Raw genomic sequence first — 17,514 nt, 5'->3', positions numbered from 1 at the left:
GATTCAGCTCAGTTCGATGACGGCGACCCGCTGCACTCGGCTTCGCCGAGCTTGCGATCGCCGCTAGAACCCGGCGGCCTGCCCGTCGCGCCGCGGATCGCTTACCCCGAGATAACCGTCACCCAGCCGCCAGATCGCCTGGCAGCTGCCGAACTCCTCATGGTGGTCGGGGACGGTCACGCGGTGCCCGCGGTCGCGTAACCCGTCCAGCGTGGCAGCGGGAAAGCCGTTCTCGCAGTTGACGTCCAAGCCCCCCGCCCAGCGGAAGCGCGGCCCGTCGCAGGCCGCCTGCGGATTCTGCCCGTGGTCGGCGATCCGGCTCACCACCTGCACGTGCCCCTGCGGCTGCATGTCGCCGCCCATCACGCCGAAACTCAGCACCGGGACGCCGTCCTTCGTCAGGAAGCCCGGAATGATGGTGTGGTACGGGCGTTTCCGCGGGCCGACCCGATTGGGGTGCCCCGGCGTGGTGACGAAACCCGAACCGCGGCTCTGCAGCGAGATGCCGGTGCCCGGCACCACCACGCCGGAACCGAAACCTGCGTAGTTCGACTGGATCATCGAGACCATCCGCCCGGATGCGTCGGCGGCCGTCAGGTACACGGTGTTGCCGTGCGGGGTGCCCGCCGTCGTCGGCCGGGCATGCCGTGGGTCGATCAGCGCCGCCCGCTCCCGCAGATACCCGGGGTCGAGCAGTTGATCGGGCCGCACCGGCAGGTGGTCGGCGTCACCGACATACGCGTAGCCGTCGGCGCACGCCAGCTTCATCGCCTCGATCTGCAAATGCACGCTGTCCGCCGAATCCACCGGCAGCGACGCCATGTCGAACTGTTCGAGAATCCCCAGTGCGATCAGCGCGACGAGCCCCTGCCCGTTCGGCGGCAGCTCGTGCAACGTGTAGCCCCGGTAGCCGGCGCTGATCGTGCCCACCCAGTCGCAGCGGTGCGCGGCCAGGTCGTCGGCGCTGAGCGCCCCGCCGTGAGCGGCGCTGTGCGCCACCAGCTTCGCCGCCAGCTCACCGTGGTAGAACGCCTCGCCGGCGGTGGCCGCGATCAACTCCAGGGTGTCCGCGTGCTGCGGCAGCCGGACCTGTTCGCCTGCCACAGGCACCCGACCGCCGGGCAGGAACGTCTCGGCGAAACCCGGCTGGTCGGCCAGCAGTGGGGCCTGCGCCGCCCACTGCCGGGCCACATGCGGGGACAGTCCGAAACCGTTGCGGGCGTAGCCGATCGCCGGGGCGAACAGCCGCGCGAACGGCAGCGCACCGAACCTGGTGTGCAACTCCGCCCAGCCGGCGACCGCACCCGGCACCGTCACCGAGTTCCAGCCCAGCGCCGGCACGCCGGCGTCGCCGAAGAACTCCGGGGTCCACGCCGCCGGTGAGCGGCCGGAGGCGTTGAGGCCGTGCAGTTCCCGGCCGTCCCAGACGATCGCGAACGCATCGGAGCCGATGCCGTTCATCGTCGGCTCCACCACCGTCAGCGTGATCGCGGTGGCGATCGCGGCGTCCACCGCGTTGCCGCCGTCGTGAAGCATCCGCAGGCCGGCCTGCGCGGCCAGCGGCTGCGACGTGCACACCACATTGCCGGCCAGCACCGGGGTGCGCGGCCAGCGGTAGGGGAGGTCCCAGGAGAACGGTGTGCTCATCAGGCCGTCAGCAGCGGTGCGATCCAGGCGATCTCGGCGGGCAGCTGTGAACTCCAGTACGCCCCGTCGTGCCCCCCGGGGGAGAAGCCGCCGGCCGGCGGGTGCGGCAGTTGCGCGATGAACGCCTTCGTCGCCGAGTAGAACGGGTCGGAATCCCCGCAGTCCACCCGGATCGGGATCGACGCCAGCGCCGGCATCCCGAACACCGAGTTGGCCTCGAAATCCGAGGCGCCGTCGAACGCCCCCGGCGCGGTCGCCCCCGGCGACAGCCACAGTGCCGGGCTCACCGCGCAGATCGCCGCCGTGCGGCGCGCCCCGAGCCGGCCGCCGAGCAGCAGCGCCCCGTAGCCGCCCATCGACCAGCCCAGGAACGCCACCCGGGAGGTGTCCAGACCCTGGTCGGCCAGCAGCGGCAGCAGCTCGTCGGTGACCATCGCCCCGGCGTCGTCCCCGGAGGCCCGCTGGTGCCAGTAGCCGCCGCCACCGTCGACGGCGACGGCCGCGAACGGCGGCAGGCCGGCGTCGACCGCTTCGGCCAGACCGTGCTCCACGCCGCCGGCCATCACCGTGCCCGCATCGCTGCCCTTGCCGTGCAGCAGGATCAGCGGGCGCAGGGCGCCGGTCTGGCCCGGCGGGCGGGCGATCGCCCAGTTGGTGACGGCCCCGCCGCGCGCCGCCGACGCGAACGATCCGCTGACCATGGTGGGCGCCGCGGGGGCGGCCAGGGAGGTCGTGGCCCGCGGCACGGCCCCGGCGGCCAGCATGGCGGCGGCGCCGGCACTCAGGCGCAGCACCGAACGTCGGCTCAGTTCAGACATCCCGGCCATCATGCCAGCGGGCGGAAAACCGCGAAACCACCCTGCGCCGCCCGCCCGGCTGGCAGCATTTCTACCCGTGATGGCAGCGGTCACCCCCAAGGGGGAACGTCGACGGTATGCGCTGGTCAGCGCTGCCGCCGAGCTGCTGTGCGAAGGCGGGTTCGACGCGGTCCGGCATCGTGCGGTGGCGCAGCGGGCCGACCTGCCACTGGCGTCGACCACCTATTACTTCTCGTCGCTGCACGAACTGATCGCCAGCGCGGTGGAGCACATCGGAATGCTGGAGGTCGCGCAATTGCGGGCCCGGATCGCCGGGCTGTCCCGGCGCCGGCGCAGCGCCGAGACCACCGCCGACATGCTGGTCGAACTGTTGGTCGACGAGGACTCCGACGCCCAGGGCATCGACCAGTTGATCTCCCGCTACGAGCGCTACATGGCCTGCGCGCGCCAACCCGCGCTGCGTGACATCCAGCGTCGTATCCTGCATCAGCGGTCCGACGCCGTGGTGGAGGTCGTCGAACGATCCGGCCGCGTCACGCGAATGGAGATGGCGTATGACCTGGTCTGCATGGTGGACGGCGCGGTGATGGCGGCACTGGTCGACGACCGGGTGGGGCCGCGGGCCGCTGCCCGGGCCGCGGTGATCGACGTCATCGACATGCTCGCCCCGCTGGACCAGCGCGCGGTATCGGCGTGATGCGGGTCGGCCGCGGGATCGCCGACATCACCGGCGAACCCGCCGACTGCGGCATGCTCGGCTACGGCAAGGCCGAGCAGCGCACCACCGGCATCCACCTGCGACTGCGGGCCCGGGCGTTCGTCTTCGAGGCCGAACCGAACCGGGTGCTGCTGGTCGTCGCGGAACTGCCGCTGCCGATGCAGAGCGTCACCGACGAGGTGCTCGCCCGGTTGCGGCGCAGCCTCGCCGGCCGCTACACCGAATCCAACACGCTGATCACCGTCACCCACACCCATTCCGGGCCGGGCGGCTACTGCGGGCATCTGCTCTACAACATGACCACCGGCGGATTCCGGCCGGCGACGTTCGAGGCGATCGTCGGCGGGATCGTCGCCGCCGTCGAGCAGGCCGACGCCGACCTGGCCCCGGCGCAGGTCAGCCTGGCCCGCGGGGAACTGCACGACGCCAGCACCAACCGCTCCCCGAGCGCGTTCGCGCGCAACCCCGCCGCCGACCGGGCGGTGTTCCCGGACGGCATCGACCCGCAGACCAGCCTGCTGCGCATCGACCGGGACGGTGCGCCGGTGGGGGCGATCAACTTCTTCGCCACCCACGGCACGTCCATGACCAACCACAACACGCTGATCTCCAGCGACAACAAGGGTTACGCCGCCTATCACTGGGAGCGCCTGGTGCAGGCCCAGGACTACCTGGCCGGCCCGCTGGACTTCATCGCGGCGTTCGCCCAGACCAACACCGCCGACATGAGCCCGAACGTCGGCGGCCGCCTCGGGATGGGGCCGACCGAGGACGAGGTGGAGAACACCCGCATCATCGGGCTGCGGCAGTACGAGGCGGCGGCCGGGCTGCCCGGCGGCACCCCGATCGGCGACACCGTCGAGGCGAGGATGATCCGCGTCGACCTGGGTGACGTGCAGGTCCGCGGCGAGTTCACCCCGGACGGCAAGCCGCATCGCACCGGCCGGCCGATGGTGGCGGCGGCGGCGCTGGCCGGCACCGACGAGGGGGAGGGGTTCCCCGGCTTCCACCAGGGCCGCAACCTGCTCTTCGACACCGTCTCGGCGGGCGTCTACCGGCTCAACCGGCGGCTCCGCGACGCCCATGCCCCCAAAGGCCTGATCGCGCCGGGCAGCCTGCTGAACCGGCTCCGGCCGTTCATGCAGGAGCGCGTGCCGGTGCAACTGCTGCGGATCGGCCGGCTGTACCTGATCGGCATCCCCGGCGAGGTGACGATCGTCGCCGGGCTGCGGCTGCGCCGCGTGGTCGCCGGCATCGTCGGGGCGGACCTGGCCGACGTCCTCTGCGTCGGCTACTCCAACGCCTACATCCACTACGTCACCACGCCCGAGGAGTACACCGAGCAGCGCTACGAGGGCGGCAGCACGCTGTTCGGCCGTTGGGAGCTGCCGGCGCTGATGCAGACCGCGGCCGGGCTGGCCACCGCGATGGGTGACGGGGTGCCGGCCGGGCCCAGTGCGCCCCCGGCGGCCACCACCCGGGCCAGCTGGCTGCGCAAGCCCCGCCCCGACACCGGCGAGTTCGGGGCCGTCGTCACCCAGCCGCAGACCGAATACCTGCCGGGGCAGCAGGTGCGCGCCGAGTTCGTCAGCGCCAACCCGAACAATGATCTCCACAACGGCGGGACCTATTTAGAGGTGCAGCGCCGTGACGAGAACACCTGGGTGCGGATCGCCGACGACGGCGACTGGACCACCCGGTTCCGGTGGCGGCGCACCGGCCGGGGCGGCTCATTAGCCGGCGTGGAATGGGTGATCCCGGCGGACGCGTCGCCGGGCCGATACCGGATCCTGCACCACGGCACCGCCCGCGGAGCCGGCGGCAACGACACCTCGTTCAGCGGCGCCACCCACGCCTTCACCGTCGGCGGCCCGCGCTGACGCGTGGCCCCGGAGATGCCGACGGGCCCCGGCTTCCTGGGTGGGAAGCCGGGGCCCGCGGTCAGAGCAGGATCAGAACAGGCTGTTCAGACCCAGTGCGTCGTTCAGGTCGGTGAACATCACCGTCAGGTCACCCGCGTCGTTGAGGTTCGCCGAGTTGGAGAACAGGTCGGCGAATTCGCCGCCGTTCTTGCCCATGAAGTCATCCATCACGGTCTCGTAGGACTGACCGAAGACGTACCACGGGTTCGCCATCAGGGCCGCGATCTCGGGCAGCTGCGAGGCGATACCGCCGTAGTAGGTCTGGATGTCGCTGAAGCCGGTCGTGTCGCCGGTGTTCAGCTGGCTCCAGATGTCGCCCAGCTGGGAGTGCTCGAAGTTGCCGAGGTCGTTGGCGCTGAGGTCGCCGGCCTTGAAGTCGGTGTTGGCGGCCAGGTTGCCGTCCTTGTCAAGCGTGTACAGGTACGCCGACGGGTCCTGGGCTCCGGTCTCCGTTCCGGTCCCATCCCCGGCCCCGTTGACGAACCCGTAGTACTCGACGGCGTTCTCGCCGGTGCCGAGCGTCGTTCCGCTGAGGTCGGCGAGCTGGTTGTCCCCGGAGCCGTTGGCGGAGTTGAACGCCGCGGCGAGCTCGCTCAACTGGTCGGTGGTCAGCGGGGTGCTCACCGGCTGGCCCTTGACGACCTCGGCCGCGGTGGCGTGGAACGCCTCGGCCAGCGTCGGGTCGAACGCGGTGACGCCCGCGGTGATGTCAGCCGCGCTTGCGGCGGTCAGCGTGATGTCGTGGTTCGCCAGCGTGGCACCACCGGCCACCGCGCTGACGCTGAGCGCGCCGGCGGCGACGACGCCGAGGCCGAGGGCCAGACCCTTGATGTTCTTCATGTAGTTCCTCCCGATGCTGAGATGCGACTGTCTCTCCAGTGCAACTCATCCTTAACTTATGCCGGGTGAAAGCTAGCAGAGAACGATGTCTTGCCGTCAAGCGTGGCGGCTGTCTACATGAAAAATACCTGATTATGGCGCATCTCAGTGATGAACGTCACGGTTTTCACTGTGAAACATCGATGTTGTAGCACGGTTTCGCTCGTCGGTTCCGCACTTACGATCCCACGCGGCCGGCGCTCGGCGGCTCCCCTGCCGGTCCACGTCGCCGTACCCGCCCCGGGGTCTCGCGGAACCCGCAGCGGCCGGCACACGGTAGGGTGTCCCGATCTGTCGGTACGACGCTGGCTATCAGCCGGTTGCAGCCGACTGACGGTATGCCCCCGAGATGCGATTGCGAGAGAGCGACGTCATGATTATCGGTGTCCTTTCCGAGGCTCAGCCCGGTGAGACGCGAGTGTCGGCGACCCCTGCCACCATCGCCCAGCTGCTCAAACTCGGCTACGAGGTCGTCGTCGACGCCGGCGCCGGCGCCGCGGCGTCGTTCTCCGACGCCGCCTACGTCGAAGCCGGCGCGACCATCGGCGACGCCGCCGGCGCGGACGTCGTCTTCGGCGTCAACGCCCCGTCGACGCAGCAGCTCGACGCGATGAAGTCCGGCGCCACCGTGGTCAGCCTGCTCTCACCGGCACTGAACCCCGACCTGGTCGAGGACCTGGCGAAGCGGCCGATCACCGCGCTGGCGATGGACGCGGTGCCCCGGATCTCCCGGGCGCAGTCGCTGGACGTGCTGAGCTCGATGGCCAACATCGCCGGCTACCGCGCCGTCGTGGAGGCCGCGCACGCCTTCGGCCGGTTCTTCACCGGCCAGGTCACCGCCGCCGGCAAGGTGCCGCCGGCCAAGGTGCTGGTGGTGGGCGCCGGGGTGGCCGGGCTGGCCGCGATCGGCGCCGCCGGCAGCCTGGGCGCGATCGTGCGGGCCACCGACCCGCGCCCGGAGGTCGCCGACCAGGTCCGCTCGCTGGGCGGGGAGTACCTCTCCATCCAGTCCGCGGAGACCGAGGTGTCGGCCACCGGTTACGCCAAGGAGATGGGCGACGACTACAAGGCGCTCGAAGCGCAGCTCTACGCCGATCAGTGCAAGGACGTCGACATCATCGTCACCACCGCGCTGATCCCGGGTAAGCCCGCGCCGAAGATCATCAGCGCCGAGATGGTGGCGTCGATGAAGGCCGGCAGCGTGATCGTGGACATGGCCGCGGCCAACGGCGGCAACGTCGAGGGCACCGTCAAGGATCAGGCGATCGTCACCGACAACGGGGTGACGATCATCGGCTACACCGACCTGGCCGGCCGGCTGGCGGCGCAGGCCTCCCAGCTGTACGGGACCAACCTGGTCAACCTGATGAAGCTGATGACGCCGGGCAAGGACGGGCAGTTCGTCGTCGACTTCGACGACGTGGTGCAGCGTTCGATCACCGTCGCCCGGCTCGGCGCCAAGACCTGGCCGCCGCCGCCGGTGCAGGTCTCGGCCGCACCGGCCGTCGCCGCACCCGCCCCGGTCGTCGCGTCGCCGGCGCACAAGCCGATGTCGGCCGCCCGCCGGCTGGCGCTGGTGCTGGGCAGCGCCGCGGTGCTGTTCGTGCTGGTGGCGGCCGCGCCGGCCGCGCTGCAGGTGCACCTGACGGTGTTCGCGCTGGCGATCGTGATCGGCTACTACGTGATCGGCCACGTCCACCACGCGCTGCACACCCCGCTGATGAGCGTGACCAACGCGATCTCCGGGATCATCGTCGTCGGCGCGCTGCTGCAGATCGGGCTGGGCGCCCCCACCATCACGGTGCTGGCCTCGGCAGCGATCCTGCTCGCCAGCATCAACATCTTCGGTGGCTTCGCGGTGACCCGCCGCATGCTGGCCATGTTCTCCCGCAGCTAGCCTGCGCACCCGAATAGTTGGAGTAGACCCCGCTTATGTTCTCTGTCGCAACCGCCGCCTCGGCGGCCTACATCGTCGCGGCCCTGCTGTTCATCCTGGCGCTGGCCGGACTGAGCAAGCACGAGACGTCCAAGGCCGGCAACAGCTTCGGCATCGCTGGCATGACCGTGGCGCTGGTCGCGACCATCGCACTCGCCGCCCACGGCGGGCTGAGCCCGGTGGCGCTGTCGCTGCTGATCGGCGCCACCGTGATCGGCGCTGCGATCGGCCTGTGGCGCGCCAAGGTCGTCGAGATGACCGGCATGCCGGAGCTGATCGCGCTGCTGCACTCGTTCGTCGGCCTGGCCGCGGTGCTGGTCGGCTGGAACGGCTACCTGCACGTCGAGGCCTGCCCGTGCGGCAGCGAGGCGCGCGCCCTGGACGCCCAGGGTCTGCTGGGCATCCACTCCGCCGAGGTGTTCATCGGCGTGTTCATCGGTGCGGTGACCTTCACCGGCTCGATCGTGGCCAACCTGAAGCTGTCCGGGCGGATGAAGTCCAACCCGCTGATGCTGCCGGGGAAGAACTTCCTCAACATCGGCGCCCTGGTGGCGTTCCTGGCGCTGACCGTGTGGTTCGTGCAGGAGCCGACGCTGTGGCTGCTGATCCTGGTGACCGTGCTGGCGCTGGCGCTGGGCTGGCACCTGGTGGCGTCCATCGGCGGCGGCGACATGCCGGTGGTCGTGTCGATGCTCAACAGCTACTCCGGTTGGGCCGCGGCGGCGTCGGGCTTCCTGTTGAGCAACGACCTGCTGATCATCACCGGCGCCCTGGTCGGCTCCTCGGGTGCCTACCTGTCCTACATCATGTGCAAGGCGATGAACCGGTCGTTCATCTCGGTGATCGCCGGCGGCTTCGGCATCGAGGCCGGGCCCGCCGAGGACAAGGACTACGGCGAGCACCGCGAGATCACCGCCGAAGGCGTGGCGGAACTGCTCGCCGGTGCCGACTCGGTGATCATCACCCCCGGCTACGGCATGGCCGTGGCGCAGGCCCAGTACGGGGTCGCCGAGCTGACCCGCAAGCTGCGGGACCGCGGCGTCAAGGTCCGGTTCGGCATCCACCCGGTCGCCGGCCGACTGCCCGGCCACATGAACGTGCTGCTGGCCGAGGCCAAGGTGCCCTACGACATCGTGCTGGAGATGGACGAGATCAACGACGACTTCGGTGACACCTCGGTGGTGCTGGTGATCGGCGCCAACGACACCGTTAATCCGGCGGCAGCCGAAGACCCGTCCAGCCCGATCGCCGGTATGCCGGTGCTGACGGTGTGGGACGCCGACAACGTCATCGTCTTCAAACGCTCGATGGCGTCGGGTTACGCCGGCGTGCAGAACCCGCTGTTCTTCCGGCAGAACTCGGCGATGCTGTTCGGCGACGCCAAGGACCGCGTCGAGGACATCCTGCACGCGCTGTAAGGCTGGGTAGGGTTTCCTGCAAAGCGTCTGAATAGGTCTGTCTCAGATTGATAGGCACCGTTCTGCTTCGTTAGCGTGGCCATCCGCATAGATAGCTGTTCTTATCTCCGGAGGTCCGCCATGACAGGCCCGCGTAAAACGACGTCGCACCGCCGCAACCGGGCGGCTGCCCTGGGGGTGTCGACGGCTGCGATCGTGGCGTTCGGCCTCGCCTCGCCGGCGATTACGCCGACCGCCCACGCCGACGTCGATGCCTTTGCCGACCTGCTCGACCCGCTGTTCGGCATCGACCCGACCGCGGGGTCCGCGGCGGTCGACCCGGGTGATCTTGTGACGGCTCTGACCGGCGCGGTCGACGACATCGCTAAGATCGACCCGTCGTTCCTGGCCGAGATGCACGACCTCAACACCTGGCTGGAAGGCAACTGGATCGGCACCACCTTCGGTGACTGGTTCGATCAGCAGGCCAACGCCGCCGCCGCCGACGCCGGCCTGGGTGCGCTGATCGGCAACGGCGCCGACGGCACCGCCGCCGATCCCGACGGTGGCGACGGTGGATACCTCTTCGGCAACGGCGGCAACGGCTTCAGCTACACCGCGGCCACCGACACCGACGGTGCGGCCATGAACGGCGGTGACGGCGGTTCGGCGTCGCTGTTCGGCAACGGTGGCAACGGCGGTAGCGGGTTCGACGGCGGCAACGGCGGTGACGGCGGGGCCGGCGGGCACCTCAGCGGCAACGGCGGCGCCGGTGGCGACGGCGGAGCCGGGCTGACCGGGGTTGACCACGGCGACGGCGGCGACGGCGGCAACGGCGGGCTGGCCGGGATCTTCGGCGGCCATGGCGGTGCGGCCGGTAACGGCGGCGACGGTGCCGACGCCAGTGGTGCCGGTGCGACCGCGGGTATCGGCGGCAACGGAGGCAACGGCGGCGGTGGCGCCCTGTTCGGCAGCACCTTCAGCAGCGGCGGCGCCGGCGGTAACGGTGGCACCGGTGGTGACGGCACCGACGGGGCCCTGGCCGCCCATGGTGGCAACGGCGGCTACGGGGGTGGTTCCGGTCTGGGTGCCGGCCACGCCGGGGTCGGCGGCGCGGGCGGGGACGGCGGGGTCAGCGGCGGCGGCACCGCTGGGCAGGGTGGTGCCGGGGGGCAATATGCCATCGGCGATGGTGACCTGACGTTCCCGGCCGCCCACGGCGGTGGAGGCGGTGGTGGCGGTGGTGGCGCCGGCGACGGTGGCACCGGCGGCAACGGTGGTGCCGGTGGTGACGGTGCGGCCGGCGGCCGGGGCAACGTGCCCAACATCTTCGGCGGCGTCGACCAGGGCGCCAGCCAGGGCGGCACCGGTGGCCTCGGCGGTGACGCACACGGCGGAACCGGCGGCGACGGCGGTGTCGGCGGCAACGGTGGCAACGGCAGCAACGGTTTCGGTGCGGTCTTCGGCAGTCGCGGTGGCGACGGTGGCGACGGCGGCGCCGGGAACGGCGGGCACGGCGGCGTCGGCGGTAACGGTGGCAACGGCGGCAACGGCATCAGCGGGGTTGTCGGCGGCTCCAGCGGGGGTAGCCCGCTGGTCGGGCAGGGCGGCAACGGCGGCGACGGTGGGGCCGGCAGCACCACCACCTCCGGCGGTGCCGGCGGCAACGGTGGCAACGGCGGCAGCGACAGCGGCAACCCCGGGATCGGCGGCAACGGCGGTAACGGCGGGCAGGTCGGCCCCAACGGCGACGGTGCAGGCGGCAACGGCGGCCTCGGCGGACCTGACGGACTGGCCGGTGCGAACGGCACCAACGGCGGCAGCGACGGCACACCCGGCAAGGACGGTCTTGCCGATCTGGGCAGCTGACCGGCCGGGCACGCGTTCCAGGCCGCGATAGGGTAGCCATCCGTGAGCATCCCCAACGTCCTGGCGTCCCGCTACGCCAGCACCGCCATGGTCGAGATCTGGTCTCCGGAGGCGAAAATCCGTGCCGAGCGCCGGCTGTGGCTGGCGGTGCTGCGCGCCCAGGCGGAGTTGGGGGTGGAAGGCGCCGCCGGTCCGGCCGTCATCGCCGACTACGAGCGGGTGCTCGATCAGGTCGACCTGGACTCGATCGCCGCCCGCGAGCGGGTCACCCGCCACGACGTCAAGGCCCGCATCGAGGAGTTCAACGCGCTCGCCGGCCACGAGCACGTGCACAAGGGCATGACCAGCCGAGACCTCACCGAGAACGTCGAGCAGATGCAGGTCCGCCAGTCGCTGCAGCTGGTGCACGACCACACGGTGGCGGTGCTGGCCCGGCTGACCCGGCACGCCGTCGAATACCGCGACTTGGTGATGGCCGGACGCAGCCACAACGTCGCCGCGCAGGCCACCACACTGGGTAAGCGGTTCGCCTCGGCCGCGCAGGAGACGCTGATCGCGTTGCGCCGGGTGTCCGAGCTGCTGGAGCGTTACCCGCTGCGCGGTATCAAGGGCCCGATGGGCACCGCCCAGGACATGCTGGACCTGCTCGGCGGGGACGCCGGGAAACTGGCTCAGCTGGAACGTTCCGTGGCTGAGTTCCTGGGATTCGATGCGGTGCTGACCAGCGTCGGGCAGGTGTACCCGCGGTCGCTGGACCACGACGTGCTCTCCGCGCTGGTGCAACTCGGCGCCGGGCCGTCGTCGCTGGCCCACACCATCCGGCTGATGGCCGGCCACGAACTGGCCACCGAGGGGTTCGCGCCCGGACAGGTCGGCTCGTCGGCGATGCCGCACAAGATGAACACCCGCAGCTGCGAGCGGGTCAACGGCCTGCAGGTGGTGCTGCGCGGCTATGCATCGATGGCCGCCGAACTGGCCGGCGCCCAGTGGAACGAGGGTGACGTGTTCTGCTCGGTGGTGCGCCGGGTGGCGCTGCCGGATGCGTTCTTCGCTCTGGACGGCCAGATCGAGACGTTCCTGACCGTGCTCGACGAGTTCGGCGCCTACCCGGCGGTGATCGACCGGGAGCTGAACCGCTACCTGCCGTTCCTGGCCACCACCAAGGTGCTGATGGCCGCGGTGCGCGCCGGGGTGGGCCGCGAAACCGCTCACGAGGTGATCAAGGAGCACGCGGTGGCCGTCGCGCTGGCGATGCGGGAACGCGGCGCCGAACCCGACCTGCTGGACCGGCTGGCCGCCGATGACCGGCTGCCGCTGGACCGCGCCGCACTCGATGCGGCGGTGGCCGACCGGGCGGCGTTCACCGGGGCGGCCGGCAATCAGGTGGACACGGTGACCGCGGCGGTGGCCGAACTGGTGGCCGCCTATCCGGCGGCGGCGGCCTACACCCCCGGCGCGATCCTCTAGCCGCCCATGACCGTCCGGGATTTGGCTGACGTCGACCTCACCGACCTGGACAATTTCGCCGACGGGTTCCCGCACCAACTGTTTGCGCTGCACCGCCGGGTGGCCCCGGTGTATTGGCACCCGGCGACCGAGCACACCCCGGACGGCGACGGCTTCTGGTCGGTGGCGGGGTACCGGGATTGTCTGGAAGTGCTGCGCGACGCCGACACCTATTCGTCGGTGACCGGTGGTTCCCGGGCTTACGGCGGCACCGTGCTGCAGGACCTGCCGGTCGCCGGGCAGATCCTGAACATGATGGACGACCCGCGGCACGCCGAGATCCGCAAGCTGGTCAGCTCCGGGCTCACCCCGCGGATGATCCGCCGGGTCGAGGAGGACCTGCGCCGACGGGCCGGTGTGCTGCTGGACGCCGCGAGGCCTTCTACGCCTTTCGATTTCGTCGTCGACATCGCCGCCGAGTTGCCGATGCAGATGATCTGCATTCTGCTCGGCGTGCCCGAAGCCGACCGGCACTGGCTGTTCGAGGCGATCGAGCCGACCTTCGACTTCCGCGGCTCCCGGTCGGCGACCATGCCGCGGCTGTCGATCGAAGACGCCGGCAACCGGGTGTACGCGTTCGGCCGTGATCTGATCGCGAGTAAACGTGCCGCACCGACCGACGACATGCTCTCGGTGGTGGCCAATTCGACGGACCCGGTTTTGAGCGATCTGGAGGTGTACCTGTTCTTCCAGTTGCTGTTCTCGGCCGGCGCCGAGACCACCCGCAACGCGATCAGCGGCGGGCTGCTGGCACTGGCCGAGAGCCCTTCGCAATTAGCTTTGCTGCGTGGCGATTTCGGGTTGCTGGGCACCGCGGTCGAGGAGGTCATCCGGTACACCACGCCGTCGCCGTCGAAACGCCGCACCGCCACGAGGGACACCGTGCTGGGCGGATGTTCGATCGCGGCCGGGGACAAGGTTCTGGTGTGGGAGGGTTCGGCGAACCGCGACTCGGCGGTCTTCGAGCGGGCCGACGAATTCGACGTCACCCGTAAACCCAATCCGCACATCGGGTTCGGGCACGGCGCGCACTTCTGCCTCGGCTCGCACCTGGCCCGCCTGGAACTGCGGGTGCTCTATGAGGAGCTGTTCACCCGCTTCACCGAGGTGAACGTGGTGGGGCCGGTGGAGTGGACCCGCAGCAACCGGCACACCGGGATCCGGCACCTGACGGTGGAGCTGACGTGACGCCGCGCCCGCAGCCGGACGTGTTCGCCGCGGTGATGGCGACCGGGATCCTGTCGATCGCCGCGCGCAACCACCACTACCCGTGGATCAGCGACGCCCTGGGGGTGCTGGCGACGGCGCTGCTGGCGGTGCTGGTGGTGCTGGTGCTGGCCCGGCGGCCGGCCTGGGACCTGCACGCCCCCGACGTCACGCTGCGACTGTTCACGTTCGTCGCGGCCTGCGCCGTACTGGACTCGCGGTTGGTCGCCCACCCGGTGGTGGTGCGCGGGCTGGGGGTACTGGCGCTGGCGGCGTGGCTGACGCTGGCCTGGCTGACGGTGCGCGCCATGAGATCCCGAACCTGGGCGCAGCTACGCGCTCACGCGCACGGCGCCTGGGAGCTGGCCAGCGTCGGCACGTCGGGGCTGGCGATCATCGCCGCGCAGGTCGCGGCGCGCACCGGCGCGTCGGGCTGGCTGGCGGTGGCCGTGCCGGCGTGGGTGCTGGCGCTGTGCGTGTACGGGCTGATGACCTGGCTGATCCTGTGGCGCACCGTGATCGAACGCACCGACCGGGAGGGCTTCCAGCCGGACGACTGGATCCTGATGGGGGCGCTGGCGATCGCCACGCTCGCCGGCGACCGGATCCATGCGGTGTCACCGGACTGGCTGGCCGGCCCGGTGCGGGCGGTCACCGAGGTGACCTGGGTGGTGGCCAGCCTGTGGATCGCGCCGCTGATCTACTTCGTACTGCACCGGGTCAACCAGCGGCCGGCGGTGCTGCAATACACCGGGGTGTGGTGGGCGCTGGTGTTCCCGCTGGGCATGTACTCGGTGGCCACCGACGCGATGGCCGCCGAGGTGGGCCGACCGTCGATGGGCACGGTGTCACTGGTGTTCTTCTGGGACGCACTGGCCGCCTGGGGGATCGTCGTGGTCGCCGCCGCCCTGCGATTTCGGCGCGCTGCGTCCCGCTCAGCGGGCCCTAACGCGCCGAAATCGCACGACGGATCTCGGTGAGGACTCGCTCCGGGTTCTCCGTCAGGTCCAGCCAGGTGAAGCGCAGCACCGTCCAGCCGGCCAGGGTGATCGTGTTCTGCCTAGTACGGTCGTTCTGGAAGTCGGCGGCACTGCTGTGGAAGGCGTAGCCGTCGATCTCGATCGCGACCTTGCTGTCGGGGAATGCGACGTCGACCCGGTACCCGCCGACCGGGTAGTTGGCCACCCAACCGGTGATACCCGCGCGGGTCAGGAGTTGTACCAGCAACCGCTCCGCAGCTGATCGCGCGCCGGTCTCCGCCGCCTGCAACATCCGGCGGGCAGTCGGCGACCCATAGCGGCCGGTGTTGCGCATGTGCGCCCGCCACAGCTGCGGCAGTTCGGTGTGGCGTTGCAGGGCGGTGTCCAGCACCTTGGGTCCGCCGCCGCGCCGGGCCGCCGCTTCGATGACCGTCAGGGCCAGACCCGTGACGCGCAGTCCGTCGCACTCGGTGATGTCGGCGGGCAGCAGATCCCGACGCCGAACCCTTGCACCCGGACGCGATCGACCGTGCGAGTTGCGGGGCACGGTGACCTCCATGGGCTTCGGCGCGGTGCTGATCAGACCGTGCCAGAAGGCGGCGGCCAGGCCGCTGGCGACGGCGTCCGGACCGTACCCCCACACCGCTGCCCGAATGCGTGCGGCGATGGTGAACGGCCGGTCGTCGACGAAGTACACGCCGGGCCCGACCCGTCGCCACCTCCCGGATCGCACCCGGCGGCTGATGCCGGATCTACTGAGGCCGCATTCGAGCGCCTGGATGCGGGTGATGACGCCGTCGTGGCGGCGCAGGTAATCGTCCATATCGGGTTGGACGCAGCCACTGCCCGCCCGGTTCCCCCGTGATTTCGGCGCGCTGCGTCCCGCTCAGCGCGCAGAATCGCGCCGAAATCGCGTGAGCCAGGTCCACGCCCAGGTCAACGGCACCTGCCGGCCGGTGACCAGGTACTCCACCGTCGACGGGTAGTGGCAGACCTCCCGGACCTGCGCCAGGCCGTCACGCCTGCCGACCAGCAGCACCTGGTCGCCGAGGACCAGCGCGGTGTCCTCCGGCGGCATGAACCGGCGCCGGCCGCCGCGCACCAGCACCAGGGCCGCCAGCGGCAGGATCGCCTCCCGGTCGTCGGGCCGGCGCAGCACGTCGCGCAGCGCCAGGGTCTTCCCGTCGCGCAGCCAGGCGGTGAGCGCGGGGGCGTGCTCGTCGGTCAACTCGACGACGTCGCGTTTGGGGGTGCGGCGCCCGCAGCGCTGCTCCAGGTGGTCGCGGACCTCGGTGGCCCACTGCTCATCCCGGGCGAACGCGTGCGTGACGAAACTCCAGAACACCGGCGTCAGCACCCGGGCCAGGGTCTCGCGGGCGATGAGTTCGGTCGCGATGTAGACCTCATCGATCTGCAGCGCGTCCAGCAGCGACTTCTTGACGTTCCGCTGCTGGCGGACCACCAGATACACATCGGGGTTGGCCAGCCGGGCCTGCTCGGCCAGCGCGATGTTGGTGGTGTCGTTGCGGGTTCCGGCGATGAACCCGATCGCGCCGGCGACGTCGGGGGCGGTGTCGCCGGGGTTGGCGAGGTCCACGGTGAGGCCACTGGCCGTGAGATCGCTTGCCACGTCCCGCCCGAACCCACTGCCCGCGCAGACCACCCAGCGGCCGTCGGCCAGGTCCCGGCGCAGCGGTGGCAGCACGTCCTCGTCGTTGTCCATCAGCCAGCGCACCAACTGGTGGTTGACCGGGCGGTGGATCGACAGTGCCAGGTAGTCGCCGAACCGGTCGTCGGGATTGATGACGCCCGCCGGGGAGAAGTGCTCGATTCGGGCCTGCGCGCGGCTGTCGGTGCAGCGGGCGAACACCGGGATCTCCGGCCGCAGCAGCGCCACCGTCATCACCACCGCCAGGTTGGTCTCGTCGTCGTCGGTCAGCGCCAGCACGCCCTCGCAGTCGCGGTGAGCGAGCCCGGCCATGCCGAGCATCGCCGGGACGGCGCAATCGCCCTCTACCGCGGGCACGTCGAAACCGAGTTGCTCGGCGACCACCGCCTGCACCCGGGACTCCTGCTTGTCGATGACGACGAACCGGCGCCCGTGCTTGTCGAGCTCGGTGCCGACGGCCCGACCGGCGTGCCCGTAGCCGGCCACGATCACGAACGGCTCCACCAGTCGGCGCACCTGCCGCCGAAAGCGTTGAGCGGCAATCGCATCCTGGAAGGCGGTGTCATTCACCAGTGCGAAGAAGACCCCGATGGCGTAGGCCCAGCTGATCACCACCAGGTAGATCGACATCGACAGCCACATCCGCTGCGGGTAGCTGAACGCGTGCGGCACCTCGCTGTAGCCGACCGTCGTCAGCGTGATCGTCATCTGATAGAACGCGTCGAACACGGTCAGCCGGTACGGGTTTCCCTGTGCGTCGACGCCGGGCATCAGGATCAGCCCGATCGTGCAGACGCTGAACATGGTGATGACGACGATGAACGGCGCCCGCATCCGCCGCATGAACAGGAAGATCGCGTCGGTGGTCGGTGCGTTACTCGGAACGCGGACCGGCTTGAGCACCGGGCGCGGTCGCCGCCGGTTCCAGAACGCGAACAGCTGCAGCGGATTCGGCATCGGCCGGCTC

13 protein-coding genes are annotated in these 17,514 nt (G+C 70.6%); 8 read left to right on the top strand and 5 right to left on the bottom strand.

The window, feature by feature from the left end:
* Positions 1–63: 63 nt before the first annotated feature.
* Positions 64–1,647, bottom strand: a complete 1,584-nt coding sequence (locus KIH27_RS02695; RefSeq protein ID WP_214091369.1) for a gamma-glutamyltransferase family protein — start codon at positions 1,645–1,647, stop codon at positions 64–66.
* Positions 1,647–2,477: an alpha/beta hydrolase-fold protein gene (locus tag KIH27_RS02690; protein WP_214091368.1), complete on the bottom strand. Its 831-nt coding sequence runs from the start codon at positions 2,475–2,477 to the stop codon at positions 1,647–1,649. The genes KIH27_RS02695 and KIH27_RS02690 overlap by 1 nt, the downstream gene beginning before the upstream one ends.
* Before the next feature lie 67 nt (positions 2,478–2,544).
* Between KIH27_RS02690 and KIH27_RS02685 the strand changes: the two genes are divergently transcribed.
* Both KIH27_RS02685 and KIH27_RS02680 read left to right on the top strand, forming a co-directional pair.
* A complete protein-coding gene (locus KIH27_RS02685) occupies positions 2,545–3,162 on the top strand; it encodes a TetR/AcrR family transcriptional regulator (RefSeq protein WP_214091468.1) in 618 nt (205 codons plus the stop codon).
* A complete protein-coding gene (locus tag KIH27_RS02680) occupies positions 3,159–5,063 on the top strand; it encodes a neutral/alkaline non-lysosomal ceramidase N-terminal domain-containing protein (RefSeq protein ID WP_214091367.1) in 1,905 nt (634 codons plus the stop codon). The genes KIH27_RS02685 and KIH27_RS02680 overlap by 4 nt, the downstream gene beginning before the upstream one ends.
* A gap of 72 nt (positions 5,064–5,135) precedes the next feature.
* Here the strand turns inward: KIH27_RS02680 and KIH27_RS02675 are convergent, their stop codons facing one another.
* The gene (locus KIH27_RS02675) at positions 5,136–5,945 is read right to left on the bottom strand and encodes a hypothetical protein (protein WP_214091366.1); all 810 of its coding nucleotides are present in this window, start codon (positions 5,943–5,945) and stop codon (positions 5,136–5,138) included.
* Between the two features lie 412 nt (positions 5,946–6,357).
* Here KIH27_RS02675 and KIH27_RS02670 point away from each other — a divergent pair, with 412 nt between their 5' ends.
* From KIH27_RS02670 to KIH27_RS02645, 6 genes are all read left to right on the top strand, one after another.
* Positions 6,358–7,881 carry a Re/Si-specific NAD(P)(+) transhydrogenase subunit alpha gene (locus KIH27_RS02670; protein WP_214091365.1) on the top strand — a complete coding sequence of 508 codons (1,524 nt, stop codon included), beginning with the start codon at positions 6,358–6,360 and terminating at the stop codon, positions 7,879–7,881.
* A 35-nt stretch (positions 7,882–7,916) separates the two neighbouring features.
* Complete coding sequence (gene pntB, locus KIH27_RS02665) at positions 7,917–9,338, top strand: Re/Si-specific NAD(P)(+) transhydrogenase subunit beta (RefSeq protein WP_214091364.1); 1,422 nt, start codon at positions 7,917–7,919, stop codon at positions 9,336–9,338.
* Positions 9,339–9,458: 120 nt separating this feature from the next.
* Complete coding sequence (locus KIH27_RS22915; RefSeq protein WP_214091363.1) at positions 9,459–11,186, top strand: PGRS repeat-containing protein; 1,728 nt, start codon at positions 9,459–9,461, stop codon at positions 11,184–11,186.
* Between the two features lie 42 nt (positions 11,187–11,228).
* Positions 11,229–12,653 (top strand): adenylosuccinate lyase, encoded by a 1,425-nt coding sequence (gene purB / locus KIH27_RS02655; protein ID WP_214091362.1) that lies wholly within the window; start codon positions 11,229–11,231, stop codon positions 12,651–12,653.
* A gap of 6 nt (positions 12,654–12,659) precedes the next feature.
* The gene (locus tag KIH27_RS02650) at positions 12,660–13,880 is read left to right on the top strand and encodes a cytochrome P450 (protein WP_214091361.1); all 1,221 of its coding nucleotides are present in this window, start codon (positions 12,660–12,662) and stop codon (positions 13,878–13,880) included.
* Entirely contained in the window at positions 13,877–14,878 is a 1,002-nt protein-coding gene (locus KIH27_RS02645; RefSeq protein WP_307856765.1) for a tellurite resistance/C4-dicarboxylate transporter family protein, read from the top strand. The genes KIH27_RS02650 and KIH27_RS02645 overlap by 4 nt, the downstream gene beginning before the upstream one ends.
* Here KIH27_RS02645 and KIH27_RS02640 read toward each other — a convergent pair.
* Entirely contained in the window at positions 14,844–15,701 is an 858-nt protein-coding gene (locus tag KIH27_RS02640; protein WP_214091360.1) for a PDDEXK-like endonuclease domain-containing protein, read from the bottom strand. The two genes, KIH27_RS02645 and KIH27_RS02640, sit on opposite strands and share 35 nt — an antisense overlap.
* Positions 15,702–15,764: 63 nt before the next feature.
* Positions 15,765–17,504, bottom strand: a complete 1,740-nt coding sequence (locus KIH27_RS02635) for an NAD-binding protein (protein WP_214091359.1) — start codon at positions 17,502–17,504, stop codon at positions 15,765–15,767.
* Positions 17,505–17,514: the final 10 nt, after the last annotated feature.

Source organism: Mycolicibacter acidiphilus, from assembly GCF_018455725.1.
GTDB lineage: Bacteria > Actinomycetota > Actinomycetes > Mycobacteriales > Mycobacteriaceae > Mycobacterium > Mycobacterium acidiphilum.
This window is presented reverse-complemented; position numbering and strand designations above follow the sequence as displayed.